Origin of the sequence: Treponema sp. UBA7567 (genome assembly GCF_002476655.1) — a bacterium.
In the GTDB taxonomy this organism is placed as follows: Bacteria; Spirochaetota; Spirochaetia; order Treponematales; family Treponemataceae; genus Treponema_D.
The window spans coordinates 6,627-18,976 of sequence record NZ_DLLH01000032.1 but is presented as its reverse complement, the minus strand read 5'-3'; the positions used below and the strand labels follow the sequence as shown (position 1 = coordinate 18,976).

Here is a 12,350-nt window from a genome sequence, read left to right as displayed (position 1 = left end):
GGGTCAAGCCCAATAATGACATTAAATTATAAAACTCGAAATTTAGGCTATCTATTTTTCAACCAAGTATTTAGTTCATCATACTTTTGTAAAAGTGAATTATATATATTTTGTGAAACGTAATCTCTTACTATTTCTTTGCTAGAATCATCATACGTATACGAACCTTTAAAATTTTCAGAACAATTTACACTCACCACTTCTTTTCTTATAAGAGATTTTGTTTGTGTATCATAGAGATAGATATTATACATTCCTGTAAAATTTATTTTTGTTTTTGTTGGTATTAATGCAGCTATAATAAATGGTATACCTACCGCGGTAAAAATTCCTCCTGCTACAGAATAACTTTCAGCTAAATCTTGTGCATATTTATCATTCTTATAAGTCTCTCCTAAAACAAGCATAGGCAATCCTCCAGCAACAAACCCGCCTCCAAGAGCTCCCATTATGACACCAGCTCCTTTATTATCTTTATAATCCAATTTATTTTCTACAACTTCAACAAATGTAGCATATCTACTATCGCTTTTATATAACTCCATTTCTTGTAATGAATAAATACCGAAATATGAATCAGCTTTATTATTTGCAATCCCTGAAGTTTCAAGATTATATCCAAGTTGTCGTAAACTTTTAGTATTTACAATTGCTTTTGCCTGATCAAATTCTGATGTAACAGTGTCTACATTAGGGGACCAAAATCCTGGAGAAACTTTTGTACTTGAAGATGTTGATAAAATATTGTTATCAATTTTAAACCCTATAAAATCCATTTTTGGATTTTCATAAGATGAAGTTATTTCATATTTAGGAATAGTTTTACCAACAGTTATTGCTGTAGCGCATGACAAAAACAAACATGGTAAAATACAAATTAATAGCAATATTAACTTTTTTTTCATAATAATCTCCCTTAGTTCAATGAACTGATACAAAAAAATATTATAGAATTGTACCCCCCCCCCGATTTTGTACAGTGCTTTGAAAACTCGCAGTGTTTTCAAAAAATGGAAAAATTACTATAATTGGCTTTAATTATGAATGACTTTAGAAAAGATTTTCCGTTATTTAAATCAATAGATGAAAAAACTTCGGCTTTGAATGGCTCGCTTATTTATTTTGACACGGCAGCAACTGCGCAGCGTCCTTTTTGCGTTCTTGAGTCTATGAATTCTTTTTACGCTCAAAACAATGCCAATCCTCTGCGTGGAATTTACGACTTGAGCGAACGCGCTACTAAAATTTACGAGGATGCCCGTTCAACAGTTGCAAATTTTATCAACGCAAAAGAAGCAAGAGAAATTATTTTTACACGAAATTCGTCTGAAAGCTTGAATTTGGTTGCCTACACTTATGGAATGCAAAATGTTCATGCTGGAGATGAAATCGTCGTTTCGATTATGGAGCACCACTCGAATATTTTGCCATGGCAGCTTGTATGTTCGCAAAAATGCGCTGCTCTGAAATTTATGTATGTCGACAAGGAAAGCGGCGAAATTCCAGAAAGCGAATTTGCAAAAATCACTCCAAAAACAAAAATTGTCGCAATTACTCAGGTTTCTAACGTTTTGGGAACTACAAATCCAATTAAAAAAATCGCGGAAATTGCGCACAAAAACGGCGCTGTAATCGTTGTTGACGGAGCCCAGTCTTCTCCTCACATAAAAGTTGACGTTCAGGCTCTCGATGCCGATTTTTTCGCGATGAGCTCGCACAAGCTCTGCGGTCCAATGGGAATCGGCGCGCTTTACGGAAAAATCAACCTTTTGGAAAACATGCCTCCATTTTTGCGTGGCGGAGAAATGATTGAATATGTTACGGAAACAGAAGCGACCTGGGCAGAAGTTCCGCACAAATTTGAGGCAGGAACTGTAAGCGCAGGCGATGCGGCAGGTTTTGCAGCGGCAGTAAAATACATTCAGTCTGTCGGAATTGAAAATATTTCAAGGCATGACAATCTTCTTGCGGTAAAACTTATTGAAGGCCTAAAGAAAATTCCTCACGTTTCTATCGTTGGAAACAAAGACGGAAACAAACGCTGCGGAATTGTAACTTTTACGGTGGATGGAGTTCATCCTCACGACATTGCTACCCTTCTTTCTGACGAAAAAATTGCAATCCGGGCAGGGCACCATTGCGCGCAGCCGCTGGGAGCCTATCTTGGAGTTCCGGCAACAGCAAGGGCTTCTTTGTACTTTTACAACACAGAAGAAGAAATCGACTTTTTCCTGTCAAAAGTTGCAAAACTGCGGGAATGGTCAGGATACAAAGACTGATTGTAAAAATCTAAAAAAAACGTTGTTTTTTGCTTACAAAGATTACCTTTCTCTCTCTAAAACAAAAACGCTATAATTTTTGGTATGATTACACTGCTTGCAAAACTTTTCATAAAAAATCACAAAAATTACTGCGACTCAAAAGTCCGGCTTGCCTATGGAACTTTGTGCGCATTCGCAGGAATTTTTTTTAATATTCTTCTTTTTGCGTCAAAATTTATAGCGGGCTTAGTTTCCAAAAGCGTCGCAATCACGGCAGACGCCTTCAACAACCTGTCAGACGCCGCAAGCTCAATAATTCAACTTTTTGGATTTAAACTTTCCTCAAAGGAACCAGACCAGTCTCACCCTTTTGGACACGGAAGACTTGAATACATTTCCGGCCTTATAATCAGTTTTTTGATTTTGCTCATGGGAGTTGAGCTTTTAAAATCTTCAGTTCTCTCTCTATTTAATCCGCCGGAACTTTCTTCTGGATTTTTTTCAATTGCGGTAATGCTCGCTGCAATCGCCGTAAAATGCTACATGTATTTTTACAACCATATCACCGCAAAAAAAATCAATTCGGTTGCGCTCGAAGCAGTGGCAAAAGACAGCTTAAGCGACTGTATTTCAACTTTTACAGTTATAATTGCGACAATCGCCGGAAAATTTGTAAGTTTTCCTGTCGACGGCCTTGCAGGAATTTTAGTTGCGGCTTTTATTTTACGCACAGGCTGGGAAAGCGCGAAAGAAACGATTGCCCCTCTTTTGGGAAAAGCGCCGACAAAAGAATTTGTAATGCAGGTTCAGGCCGAAGTTTTGCGCCATAAGCCAATATGCGGAATGCACGATCTGATTGTCCACGACTACGGGCCTGGACGTCTTCTTCTGAGTCTTCATGCGGAAGTTCCTGGCGACAGGGATATTTTTGAGCTCCACGAAGTCATCGACGAGACAGAAATCGCACTTTCAAAAAAATTCAAATGCGTCGCCGTAATCCACATGGATCCAATCGATGTAAAAAATGAAAGGCTGAACCAGATAAAACTCTTTATGCTCAACGAACTGCCAAAAATCGACGACGACCTAAAATTTCACGATGTAAGGCTCGTTCCGGGCTCTAAGCATACAAACCTTATTTTTGACGTTGTAAAGCCGTTCGACTGCCCGCTTTCGGACAAAGCTCTAAAATCAAAAGTTTCAAAACTTATAAAAGACAGTTACAGCGACATCAATTGCGTAATAACTGTCGATTCGCCGTTTGTACAATAATTCATAATTCTTTATAATGTAAAAAATGAATACAAAAGAACTTTATAGAGAAATATTAAACGACCATAACGTAAATCCAGCCCACAAAACGCAGATGGACGGAGCCACCCTTGAACTGCACGGTGTAAACCCAAGCTGCGGCGACAACATTGTGCTCTATCTAAAAACAAAAGACGGAATAATCACCGACGGCTCATACACAGGTTCGGGCTGCGCAATCAGCCAGGCAAGCGTAGACATGATGCTAGACCTTGTAATCGGAAAAACCACAGAAGAAGCGCAAAAACTCTACGATATTTTTACAGGAATGATTCACGGAACGGCATCCGAAGAACAGATTGAACAGCTCGACGAAGCGGCTTCTCTCGAAGATATTTCGCACATGCCAAGCCGCGTAAAATGCGCAGAGCTCGGCTGGCGAACCCTCCACGAAATGATTTCCACTCCGGCAAAAACGCAGGAAATTCAAAAAACTGCAAGCCAAAGCCACGAAAGCTGCCCGGCATAAAACAAAACTTTCAGCCCAAGCCAGCCGGCAATTTTTTTCTGGTCAAATTGCAGTTTTTCACACAAAAAAGAACTTTTCAGCTAAAACAGGAATTTTTCCGTCAAACCCCGGCGATTTCGCGCAATTTTCTGATTTCCGCTTTCCACAAATCAACCAGCTTCTGAGGTTCAAGCGGAACCGCATTCTTCCCAAAACTCAAGATTTTAGACAAAACTTCCGTCATATCGGCGGCAGGAAAATTCAATTCTAAAAAATCTTTTTCTCCGCCTTCTCCGCCAAAATTTTCCGTCATAACCTGCTTCGGATGCCATTTTTGAGTCTTTACAATCTGAACCGCTTTTCCATAAAACCTGATTTTTACATTTTCTGTCTTCTCGCCAAGAAAAATTCCAAAACCGTTTTCGATATAATTTTTAAGTTTTTGCTCAAAATCGTTTCCGTGCTCTTCGAAAGGCTTTTTTGTCAACGAAAGTTTTTTTATTCTAGCAACGTTAAAAGTGCGGATTTCATTTCTCAAATAGTCAAAACCGACGACATACCAGTTTCCACCGTAATTTATAAGGTTGCACGGTTCAAAAATCCGCTCAGAAAGCTCATTTTTCGTATTTGTGTAAACAAGCTCAAGGCAGAGCAAATCCCGCATTGCGCCGCAAATTCCGGTAAAAATTTCAGGCTCCAGACTTTCCGCCGCCGGAATTTCGTACAAAATCCGCCCGCAAACCTTCAGATAATCCTTTGGAATCTGGCTCTTCAAATTCTGCAAAAGCTCGCTGCTCACAGCCGGAAAATAATTTGCATTTTTGAGCATTGACTGCATCGAAAGATATGCCAAAATCAAATGCTGGTCTGCAAATTTTAGTCTTTCAAAGCTGCCGGCATAAATGTATTTTTTTTCTTTAAAATTCCATTCGATCGGAGCTTCAAAACGGTCGCGCATATATTCAATATCACGCTTAACCTGCCGCTCGCTAACTTCAAAATAATCGGCAACATCCTTAACTGTAAAATTTCCGCACGAACGCAGTTTTCGGTCAATAAAAAGGATTCTTTCGGTCTGGCTCATAAACAAGATTATACCACATTTTTTTGAATAAAAACCGTACCGCATTCTTCCGTCACGGCCGGCTAACCGGGGTTCGCTAGGCGCTCATTGCCTTGCGGCAACGGCACAGCCGCCCCTAATATCCGGGGTAATTTTTCCGTAAGCAAAAACATTTTCCCTGCCAATAGTTTTTGTGCTATAATAAATTAAATCTGTTTTATAAAAACAGGTATTGCAAGTTTGCGTTGCAAACTTTCTTATCATCTATTGTTTCTCACTTCGTTGCGAAACAACTTAAAAAAGTCAATTCTAAAACTGAAGTTTTAATCTTGACTTTTTATAGGAGAACTAAAATAAAAACTATGTCGGTTTCAGGAAAAAACATAAACTGGGAAAACCTTTCTTCCCTCGAATCATTTAAAAAACTTCAGTCTTTAAAAGGCGCGGTAAACATTGAGAAGGAGCTTTCTTCGCCAGAAGCTCAAAAACGCGTTAAAGATTTTTCCGTAAAAATGGGCGCAGGCCTTGCTTTCAACTACGCAGCAAAGCAGGTTGACGAAAAAATCTTAAAAGTTCTCGCTGAACTTTCAGACGAAGCGCAGCTCACTCAAAAATTTGAAGCGCTTTACAACGGCGAAGTCGTAAACACAGGAGAAAAACGTCTTGTTCTGCATCACCTTACCCGCGGACAGCTCGGAGACAAGGTTATTGCCGACGGAACAGACAAACGCGAATTTTACAAAACTGAACAGAAAAAAATTGCAGATTTTGCAGAAAAAGTTCATTCTGGAAAGCTCACAAACGAAAAAGGCGAAAACTTTACAACAGTCGTTCAAATCGGCATCGGCGGCAGCGATTTAGGTCCAAGAGCAATGTATCTTGCTCTCGAGAACTGGGCAAAAGCAAATAATTCTTTCAAAATGGAAGCAAAGTTCATTTCAAATGTTGATCCTGACGATGCCTCGGCAGTTTTAAATTCGACAGACATTTCGCGCTCAATTTTTATTCTCGTTTCAAAATCTGGAACAACCCTCGAGACACTTACAAACGAAGCCTTTGTAAAAGACGCGCTCAAAAAAGCAGGCTTAAATCCTGCCCTGCACATGATTGCAGTCACCAGCGAAACTTCGCCTTTAGCCCACAATCCGGACTATCTCGAAGCCTTTTACATGGACGACTATATCGGAGGACGCTATTCTTCCACTTCTGCTGTCGGAGGAGCAGTTCTTTCCCTTGCATTCGGAGCAAATGTATTTGCAGACTTTTTGGAAGGAGCCGCCGAAGAAGACAAGCTTGCTACAAACCCAAAAATTCAGGAAAATCCTGCTTTGCTAGACGCCTTGATTGGCATTTATGAGCGCAATGTCCAGGAATATCCGTCAACAGCGGTTCTTCCGTACAGCCAGGCTCTGAGCCGTTTTCCTGCGCACTTGCAGCAGCTCGATATGGAATCAAACGGAAAATCTGTAAATCGCTTTGGTCAAAAAATTGACTATGTAACCGGTCCTGTAATTTTTGGTGAACCAGGAACAAACGGACAGCATTCTTTCTACCAGCTTTTACACCAGGGAACAAATATAGTTCCTCTCCAGTTTATTGCGTTCAAAAACAACCAGACAAAGGTTGACGTGACAATCGAAGGCTCAACAAGCCAGCAAAAACTAGATGCAAACGTAACTGCACAGATAATGGCATTTGCCTGCGGAAAAACTGACGCAGATCCAAACAAGGCATTTGCAGGAGGAAGACCTTCAAGCCTCATTTATGGCCCAGCGCTCAACCCAAAAACGCTTGGAGCGCTTCTCGCCCACTACGAAAACAAAGTAATGTTCCAGGGATTTGTATGGAATATAAACAGTTTTGACCAGGAAGGCGTACAGCTCGGAAAAAAACTTGCAAAAAAAGTGCTTGCAAAAGAGACTGACGGCGCTCTAAAAGCATACGCACAACTGCTAGACTTGTAGTCTAAAAACAAAAAAAGGCTTCTGCAATGCAGAAGCCTTTTTTGCCGAGAACCGGAATCGAACCGGCACGGCCGTTTGACTTGCCGAGGGATTTTAAGTCCCTTGTGTCTACCTATTCCACCATCTCGGCATTATCTTTCAGAGAGAAAAATAACTTAATTAGTGTAGCAAATACAAGATAATTTTTCAAGTCGGTTTTTAGATTTTAGGATTTTTTCAAGGCAAGGCATATGGAGCACCGCCGGAGACGGCCACTGGACTGAACGGAATAAAATGGAGTGAAGGAAGCGGCTGGAGCGAAAGCGCAAGTGCGGAACATGCCAGTTTTGCAAAGCAAAATGCCCCTAGATTAAAAATTTGCGCTCTATTTTACAACGCTGCGAATTTTGATAAAATCGAGCTATGTTCAGCGATACTCATTTTCATTTTCATCATCTTACAGAAGAACGCAATCTTGACGGCCAGGCAATTCTCAAGGCTTTGGCTGAGCGCGACACTTTTTTTGGTCTGGATATTGGCACCAAGGCGGACGACCTTTTTCCGCGAAAGAATGCAATTGACAGCGCGATTTCTGGACTTTCGGACGAACTCAAGAAAAAAACAGAAAAATTTATTCAGTTTTCGGCAGGAATCTGGCCTGATGTCGGCGCAATCAAAAACAGAGACGAAGACATTGCCCGGCTTGAGGAAAATATCAGACTCTTTAACAAAAACACTCCTAAAAAAATTATTGCAATCGGAGAATGCGGTCTTGACCACCACTGGAATCCTTCGGGAGCTGACGGCCGGTGCGAAGAAGATTTTGACAAAAAAACATTCAACGGAGAGCTGGAACTTTTTCAGATGCAGATTGAGCTTGCAAAAAAAATGGAGCTTCCGCTGATTGTGCACAGCCGCGACGCTTTTGAAGGCACAATCGGCTGCCTCAAAAATATGGATTTTCACAACGGAATTATTCACTGCTACAGCTACGGACTGGAAGAAGCAAGAAAATTCTTGGATGAAGGCTGGTATCTGGCTTTTGGAGGCGGAACAACTTACACTAAAAAATCAAAAATGGAAGAAATGCTCGCCTTGCTCCGCTACGTTCCTGACGACCGCATTTTAATGGAAACAGATGCCCCTTATTTGGCGCCAGTTCCGTTCAGAGGGCAGACAAATACTCCTGTCTTAATCGAGCATTGCTATAATTTTGTTGCAAATGCAAGAAAAACAAGTCCGCAGCAATTGAGCGGACTTGTGGACAAAAACATAAAAATTTTATTTAACCTGTGAGTAAAGGGAAGACATTGTGTCCCTCCATTCTCCGCGTTCGCTGTCCCGCGCTTCCCATTCAATTTCTTTAACTATTGAAAAATGGCGCATGTCGTGAACATTGTCAAAATGAAGAACCGCAAATTTTCCGTTTCCAATGTAAGTTACTTTTTCGTTCGGTCCAGGTTTTTCCTGCTCAGAAAGCTGTTTTAACACGCAGTCAAAGTGAACGGGCTTTCCATCTCCACGGTTATTTATTGCGCTTGCTATATCGTTTATCTGCTCGCCACAGATTGCGCATTTTACCACAGCTGTCTTAAAAGCCCTGATTGCTTCAGCCTGCTTTTGAATTTCTGCGCTCGTTACAGCTCTTTGCGCAAAAGAAGGACGATTTTTTTCTTGTTTTGAATTTTTATTAAAAGAATTTGAACCGTTCTGGTAATTAGTTGAATTAGATTTTTCTCCATAAGAGGAAGAACTTCTTGAACTCCAGTTTCCGCGATTTTTACCACGGCGATGATTATCTCGTACCATGTTTTCTCCCGTCGTATACAGTCTCGCTGTCTTCCACCAATTTTCGGCTCAAAACCTGTGCAATGCGCTGCACGGCAAAATCCACGTATTCTGAATCATGAATTTTCCGCCTCAACTCCAACACACGGTCAGAAAACTGGTTATTTACAGATTTTGAAATTGCAGTCATACAAGCTCCGAGAAAGCATCTTCGATATGATAAACAGGTTCCAACTCCGGCACATCAATTGCCAGAACGTCAAAACGAATTTTGCTGTTATTATATTGTCGATGTTTTGCAAGAAAGAATTTAGAAGTTTCGATTATTCTTTTTTGCTTTCTCAGATTTAATTCATGCGCTAGCGTTTCAAGTCCGCCGCTTGGCAAGGTTTTTACTTCTGCAAAAACGAGCAAGTCTGATTTTTGTGCTATTATATCAATTTCTCCGAATCTTGTCCGCCAATTACGGGCAATAATCTTATAACCTCTTGATTCCAAAAACAGCACGGCCCTGTTTTCTCCGTCATTTCCAACGCTGCGTTTTGAGGGATGTACAAAAAAAATAGAATCTGAGAGTCTTGTCAAACCGCTAAATTTCCTCTAATTCTTCAACTTCCGCAACATCATCAAAATTTTCGTCCAGGGTTAAATTTTCGCTGTCAATTTTGTGGCCAAAAGACAAAAGATATGGAATTTTCCAGCGTTTTAGAGCATCGATATGGTACTGTTTTGCGGTTTTTCGTTCTGCCAAAAACATATTCTTTCCATCGTCAAAAAAAACAGGCGCAGAAAAACGCACGCCCAACTGGATTTCAGAACAAGAAATTTTCAAATAATTTTTGTCTAGAGCGGAACTCATTGCTGCCATAATTACAACTTCCTTTCTGCCGATGAAATAAAAGCAAAAATATTTGCAATCGCTTCGTACAGGCTTTCTGGAATTATCTGTCCAACATTTTCTACAGAAAGCACATTTACAAGGTTTTCATTTTCTACAACAGGAATTTTGTTTTGCCGGGCAATTTCAAGCATTTTTTCTGCTGCAAAACCTTGTCCGCTTGCAGCAATGAACGGTGCAACGGCATTTTCTGGATATTTTAGGCAGACGGCTTTTTGTTTTTTTTCCATCACGCTTCTCCATCAAAAATACCAAGCTCCGTATTTTCTGCCGCAAAACCTTCAAGCTCTTCAAAATCTGCCGATTCTATAGAACTAAAGGGAAAAAAAGTTTTTAACTTTTCATTCATAAATTGCAAAACACTGTCAGAAGCATTCTTTAATGCAAATTTTATTGCATTTACTTTGTTCTCCATTAAATATAACACAAACGAATAGGATTTCTGTGAATTTTTACAATTTATTAGCAATTTCTTAATGCATTTTTTATCATCGGAAAGCAAAACTCTAATTACTCCAAAATAACCGTTAAAACTCCATTCAAACGGCAGAACAATCCAATGGCTTTCAGCGCTGTTTTTGGGTTTTAGAGAATTGAATAAAGAAAGCGGTCCGCATTCATTTTTCCGGGCACTTTCAAAAACAGTTTCAAAATATTCTTTTATGTCGTCCGAATTTATTTTTTCTTCGCCGGATTTTTTTTCAAAAAAAGAATTTTCGTCATTCTCTCTATTCTTTTTTCCTGAATTTTCTTCATCGTAAAAATTTCTTGTAACCGCTTCAACTGCAAAATCTGTCGGTGAGAGGCCTTTTTCTCCGAGCAAAAGCGCAACCTGCGATTTTTGAATATCTTTTTTTTCGTTTTTTTGTCCGCGCAATAGAGAATTTTTTAGCTTTGAAGGCTCAATTTTAATTCCCATTTCGAGCGCAAACTGAATCAGCCGCAAGCTTTCAGGAATTACAGGAAGTCCAAGCGTTATAAGCATGTTTTTTAAATCTGGATTGGAAGAATCAAAATTTTTTAGGTTAAAAGTTTCAAGTCCGCTGTTTTTTGCGCTTTCCAAAACTTCTTTTAGAAAAACTTTTCCATCTTTTACAAAAATCTGCGCTTTAAAAACCTGTCCGGGCAAAAGTGATTTTTGTGATTGAACACGAAACTTATGTCCTGCAAAGCTCACCGCATAAAAACCAGATTTTTCTTTAGAAATTACACGGGCCTTAACAACACTTCCGTCATGCAAAGATGAAGATATATTTTTTTGAGAAAAACCATTATTGCCGCTTACAACTTGAACTGATGAATACATAAAAAAACCCGGAACTTTTATGAACCGGGCTAAAAAAACTTAAGACAGATTTAAATTACTTCTTTTTTGCTTTTGCAGCAGCTTCAGCAGCCTTTGCCTCAGCAGCTTTTGCGTCTGCATTGATTGATGCCTCTGCAATGTCAGCAGCTTTGTTTGCAGCACGTGATGCAGCAATACGAGCGTTTGCTTTTGGTCCAAGAAGCTCCTTAATTCTTGCACCCTTACCAACCTTGCCGCGGAGGTAGTAAATTTTAGACTGACGAACTTTACCAGTCTTCAAGATTTCTACTTTGATTACACGTGGGCTGTATACAGGGAATACACGTTCAACACCTACGCCGTAAGAAGTCTTGCGAACTGTAAATGTCTTGCGAACTCCAGAACCCTTAATGCAAATTACAACGCCTTCATATTTCTGAATACGTTTTACTTTGCCTTCGATAATTTCAAAGTGAACAACTACAGTATCACCTACTTTGTAAAGCAAAGCGTTCTCTTTTTTCTGCTGCTCTTCAATAGTCTTAATAAGATCCATTGTTATACTCCTGATTTATCCGCAGCTTTTCTGCCACGGCGTTTTCTGCTTTCATGCTTTTGAAAGTGCATGTCAGTCAGTTCCTCAATCATTTTTTCAGCTTCTGAAGTAAGCTGCCCTCTCAACCTTGCCTGAACGATTAAGTCCGGTCTGTTTGCAAGTGTTTTTTGAAGTTGCTTTTTCAGCCGCCACTTTCGGATCAATTCATGGTTGCCACCGGTTAAAACATCCGGAACTTCCATTCCCCTGTATACTTTCGGGTGAGTATACTGCGGATATTCCAAAAGTCCGCCAGAATAACTTTCCTCTTCCAGTGATTCGTGAGTAATAACATCATCAACCAGCCGATAAACAGCATCGATTACAACGGTTGCGGCTACTTCTCCGCTGGACATAACGTAATCTCCAATGGAAATTTCGTCATCTACGTACTCATCAATTATACGCTGGTCAATACCTTCGTATCTTCCGCATATAAGGACAATTTCGTCCTTCTGACTAAGTTCCTGCGCCTTTGACTGAGTAAACGGCTTACCAGAAGGTGTAACATATATTACATGCTTTTTGTAAGCTTTAACGCTGTCCAATGCGCGCCCGAGAGGTTCCGCCATCATCAACTGACCGGCTCCGCCTCCATACGGTTTGTCATCACAAGTCTTGTGTCTATCAAAGGCAAAATCCCTGATATTCACTAAATCGTAAGCAATAATTCCCTTTTCAACCGCCTTCGCCATGATTGAGGCTTCAAAAAATGCGCGCGGAATCTCAGGAAACAAGGTCAGCACAGTAAATTTCAT

At 40.1% G+C, this 12,350-nt stretch carries 14 protein-coding genes, 1 tRNA gene and 1 pseudogene; 5 read left to right on the top strand and 11 right to left on the bottom strand.

All coding sequences use genetic code 11. From position 1 onward, the window contains the following. Window positions 1-47: 47 nt before the first annotated feature. Complete coding sequence (locus B3Y13_RS04060; RefSeq protein WP_296692832.1) at window positions 48-905, bottom strand: hypothetical protein; 858 nt, start codon at window positions 903-905, stop codon at window positions 48-50. Between the two features lie 135 nt (window positions 906-1,040). Here B3Y13_RS04060 and B3Y13_RS04055 point away from each other — a divergent pair, with 135 nt between their 5' ends. The 3 genes from B3Y13_RS04055 (at window position 1,041) to sufU (ending at window position 4,041) form a co-directional block, all read left to right on the top strand. Beyond that, window positions 1,041-2,279 carry an aminotransferase class V-fold PLP-dependent enzyme gene (locus B3Y13_RS04055; protein WP_296692831.1) on the top strand — a complete coding sequence of 413 codons (1,239 nt, stop codon included), beginning with the start codon at window positions 1,041-1,043 and terminating at the stop codon, window positions 2,277-2,279. An 84-nt stretch (window positions 2,280-2,363) separates the two neighbouring features. Continuing rightward, window positions 2,364-3,533: a cation diffusion facilitator family transporter gene (locus B3Y13_RS04050; RefSeq protein ID WP_296667307.1), complete on the top strand. Its 1,170-nt coding sequence runs from the start codon at window positions 2,364-2,366 to the stop codon at window positions 3,531-3,533. A gap of 25 nt (window positions 3,534-3,558) precedes the next feature. After that, on the top strand, window positions 3,559-4,041 hold the full coding sequence (sufU, locus tag B3Y13_RS04045; RefSeq protein WP_273066729.1) for a Fe-S cluster assembly sulfur transfer protein SufU: 483 nt from the start codon (window positions 3,559-3,561) through the stop codon (window positions 4,039-4,041). A gap of 100 nt (window positions 4,042-4,141) precedes the next feature. On the opposite strand, the gene B3Y13_RS04040 is transcribed toward sufU, so the two are convergent. Then, window positions 4,142-5,104: a helix-turn-helix transcriptional regulator gene (locus B3Y13_RS04040; protein WP_296692830.1), complete on the bottom strand. Its 963-nt coding sequence runs from the start codon at window positions 5,102-5,104 to the stop codon at window positions 4,142-4,144. 341 nt (window positions 5,105-5,445) lie between these two features. Here B3Y13_RS04040 and B3Y13_RS04035 point away from each other — a divergent pair, with 341 nt between their 5' ends. Next, window positions 5,446-7,047, top strand: coding sequence for a glucose-6-phosphate isomerase (locus B3Y13_RS04035; protein WP_296667313.1), 1,602 nt, complete (start codon window positions 5,446-5,448; stop codon window positions 7,045-7,047). Between the two features lie 42 nt (window positions 7,048-7,089). Here B3Y13_RS04035 and B3Y13_RS04030 read toward each other — a convergent pair. After that, window positions 7,090-7,177, bottom strand: a tRNA-Leu gene (locus tag B3Y13_RS04030). A gap of 272 nt (window positions 7,178-7,449) precedes the next feature. Here B3Y13_RS04030 and B3Y13_RS04025 point away from each other — a divergent pair. Continuing rightward, the gene (locus B3Y13_RS04025) at window positions 7,450-8,322 is read left to right on the top strand and encodes a TatD family hydrolase (protein WP_296692828.1); all 873 of its coding nucleotides are present in this window, start codon (window positions 7,450-7,452) and stop codon (window positions 8,320-8,322) included. On the opposite strand, the gene B3Y13_RS04020 is transcribed toward B3Y13_RS04025, so the two are convergent. The 8 genes and pseudogenes from B3Y13_RS04020 to trmD all read right to left on the bottom strand — a co-directional run bounded on the left by B3Y13_RS04020 (window position 8,308) and on the right by trmD (window position 12,350). Next, window positions 8,308-8,835 carry a hypothetical protein gene (locus B3Y13_RS04020; RefSeq protein WP_296667317.1) on the bottom strand — a complete coding sequence of 176 codons (528 nt, stop codon included), beginning with the start codon at window positions 8,833-8,835 and terminating at the stop codon, window positions 8,308-8,310. The genes B3Y13_RS04025 and B3Y13_RS04020 overlap by 15 nt on opposite strands. Then, window positions 8,822-9,004, bottom strand: coding sequence for a hypothetical protein (locus B3Y13_RS04015; protein WP_296019678.1), 183 nt, complete (start codon window positions 9,002-9,004; stop codon window positions 8,822-8,824). The genes B3Y13_RS04020 and B3Y13_RS04015 overlap by 14 nt, the downstream gene beginning before the upstream one ends. Then, window positions 9,001-9,399, bottom strand: a complete 399-nt coding sequence (locus B3Y13_RS04010) for a YraN family protein (protein WP_296706551.1) — start codon at window positions 9,397-9,399, stop codon at window positions 9,001-9,003. The genes B3Y13_RS04015 and B3Y13_RS04010 overlap by 4 nt, the downstream gene beginning before the upstream one ends. 4 nt (window positions 9,400-9,403) lie before the next feature. After that, window positions 9,404-9,682, bottom strand: coding sequence for a phosphohydrolase (locus B3Y13_RS04005; RefSeq protein WP_296667320.1), 279 nt, complete (start codon window positions 9,680-9,682; stop codon window positions 9,404-9,406). Window positions 9,683-9,684: 2 nt separating this feature from the next. Beyond that, window positions 9,685-9,942, bottom strand: coding sequence for an EscU/YscU/HrcU family type III secretion system export apparatus switch protein (locus B3Y13_RS04000; RefSeq protein ID WP_296019686.1), 258 nt, complete (start codon window positions 9,940-9,942; stop codon window positions 9,685-9,687). Further along, window positions 9,942-11,018: a hypothetical protein gene (locus tag B3Y13_RS03995; protein WP_296667323.1), complete on the bottom strand. Its 1,077-nt coding sequence runs from the start codon at window positions 11,016-11,018 to the stop codon at window positions 9,942-9,944. The genes B3Y13_RS04000 and B3Y13_RS03995 overlap by 1 nt, the downstream gene beginning before the upstream one ends. Before the next feature lie 187 nt (window positions 11,019-11,205). After that, window positions 11,206-11,553 (bottom strand): annotated as a pseudogene (gene rplS, locus B3Y13_RS03990) (50S ribosomal protein L19); the annotation flags it as partial. Window positions 11,554-11,555: 2 nt separating this feature from the next. Next, window positions 11,556-12,350, bottom strand: coding sequence for a tRNA (guanosine(37)-N1)-methyltransferase TrmD (trmD, locus tag B3Y13_RS03985; RefSeq protein ID WP_296019697.1), 795 nt, complete (start codon window positions 12,348-12,350; stop codon window positions 11,556-11,558).

What these genes read in the sequence shown, in the direction of transcription:
- B3Y13_RS03995 (WP_296667323.1), bottom strand. Translation starts at nt 11,018, where the DNA reads ATGTATTCATCAGTTCAAGTTGTAAGCGGCAATAATGGTTTTTCTCAA.
- B3Y13_RS04055 (WP_296692831.1), top strand. Translation starts at nt 1,041, where the DNA reads ATGAATGACTTTAGAAAAGATTTTCCGTTATTTAAATCAATAGATGAA.
- B3Y13_RS04035 (WP_296667313.1), top strand. Translation starts at nt 5,446, where the DNA reads ATGTCGGTTTCAGGAAAAAACATAAACTGGGAAAACCTTTCTTCCCTC.
- B3Y13_RS04000 (WP_296019686.1), bottom strand. Translation starts at nt 9,942, where the DNA reads ATGGAAAAAAAACAAAAAGCCGTCTGCCTAAAATATCCAGAAAATGCC.
- B3Y13_RS04025 (WP_296692828.1), top strand. Translation starts at nt 7,450, where the DNA reads ATGTTCAGCGATACTCATTTTCATTTTCATCATCTTACAGAAGAACGC.
- B3Y13_RS04015 (WP_296019678.1), bottom strand. Translation starts at nt 9,004, where the DNA reads ATGACTGCAATTTCAAAATCTGTAAATAACCAGTTTTCTGACCGTGTG.
- B3Y13_RS04060 (WP_296692832.1), bottom strand. Translation starts at nt 905, where the DNA reads ATGAAAAAAAAGTTAATATTGCTATTAATTTGTATTTTACCATGTTTG.
- B3Y13_RS04040 (WP_296692830.1), bottom strand. Translation starts at nt 5,104, where the DNA reads ATGAGCCAGACCGAAAGAATCCTTTTTATTGACCGAAAACTGCGTTCG.
- B3Y13_RS04050 (WP_296667307.1), top strand. Translation starts at nt 2,364, where the DNA reads ATGATTACACTGCTTGCAAAACTTTTCATAAAAAATCACAAAAATTAC.
- B3Y13_RS04005 (WP_296667320.1), bottom strand. Translation starts at nt 9,682, where the DNA reads ATGGCAGCAATGAGTTCCGCTCTAGACAAAAATTATTTGAAAATTTCT.
- trmD (WP_296019697.1), bottom strand. Translation starts at nt 12,350, where the DNA reads ATGAAATTTACTGTGCTGACCTTGTTTCCTGAGATTCCGCGCGCATTT.
- B3Y13_RS04020 (WP_296667317.1), bottom strand. Translation starts at nt 8,835, where the DNA reads ATGGTACGAGATAATCATCGCCGTGGTAAAAATCGCGGAAACTGGAGT.
- sufU (WP_273066729.1), top strand. Translation starts at nt 3,559, where the DNA reads ATGAATACAAAAGAACTTTATAGAGAAATATTAAACGACCATAACGTA.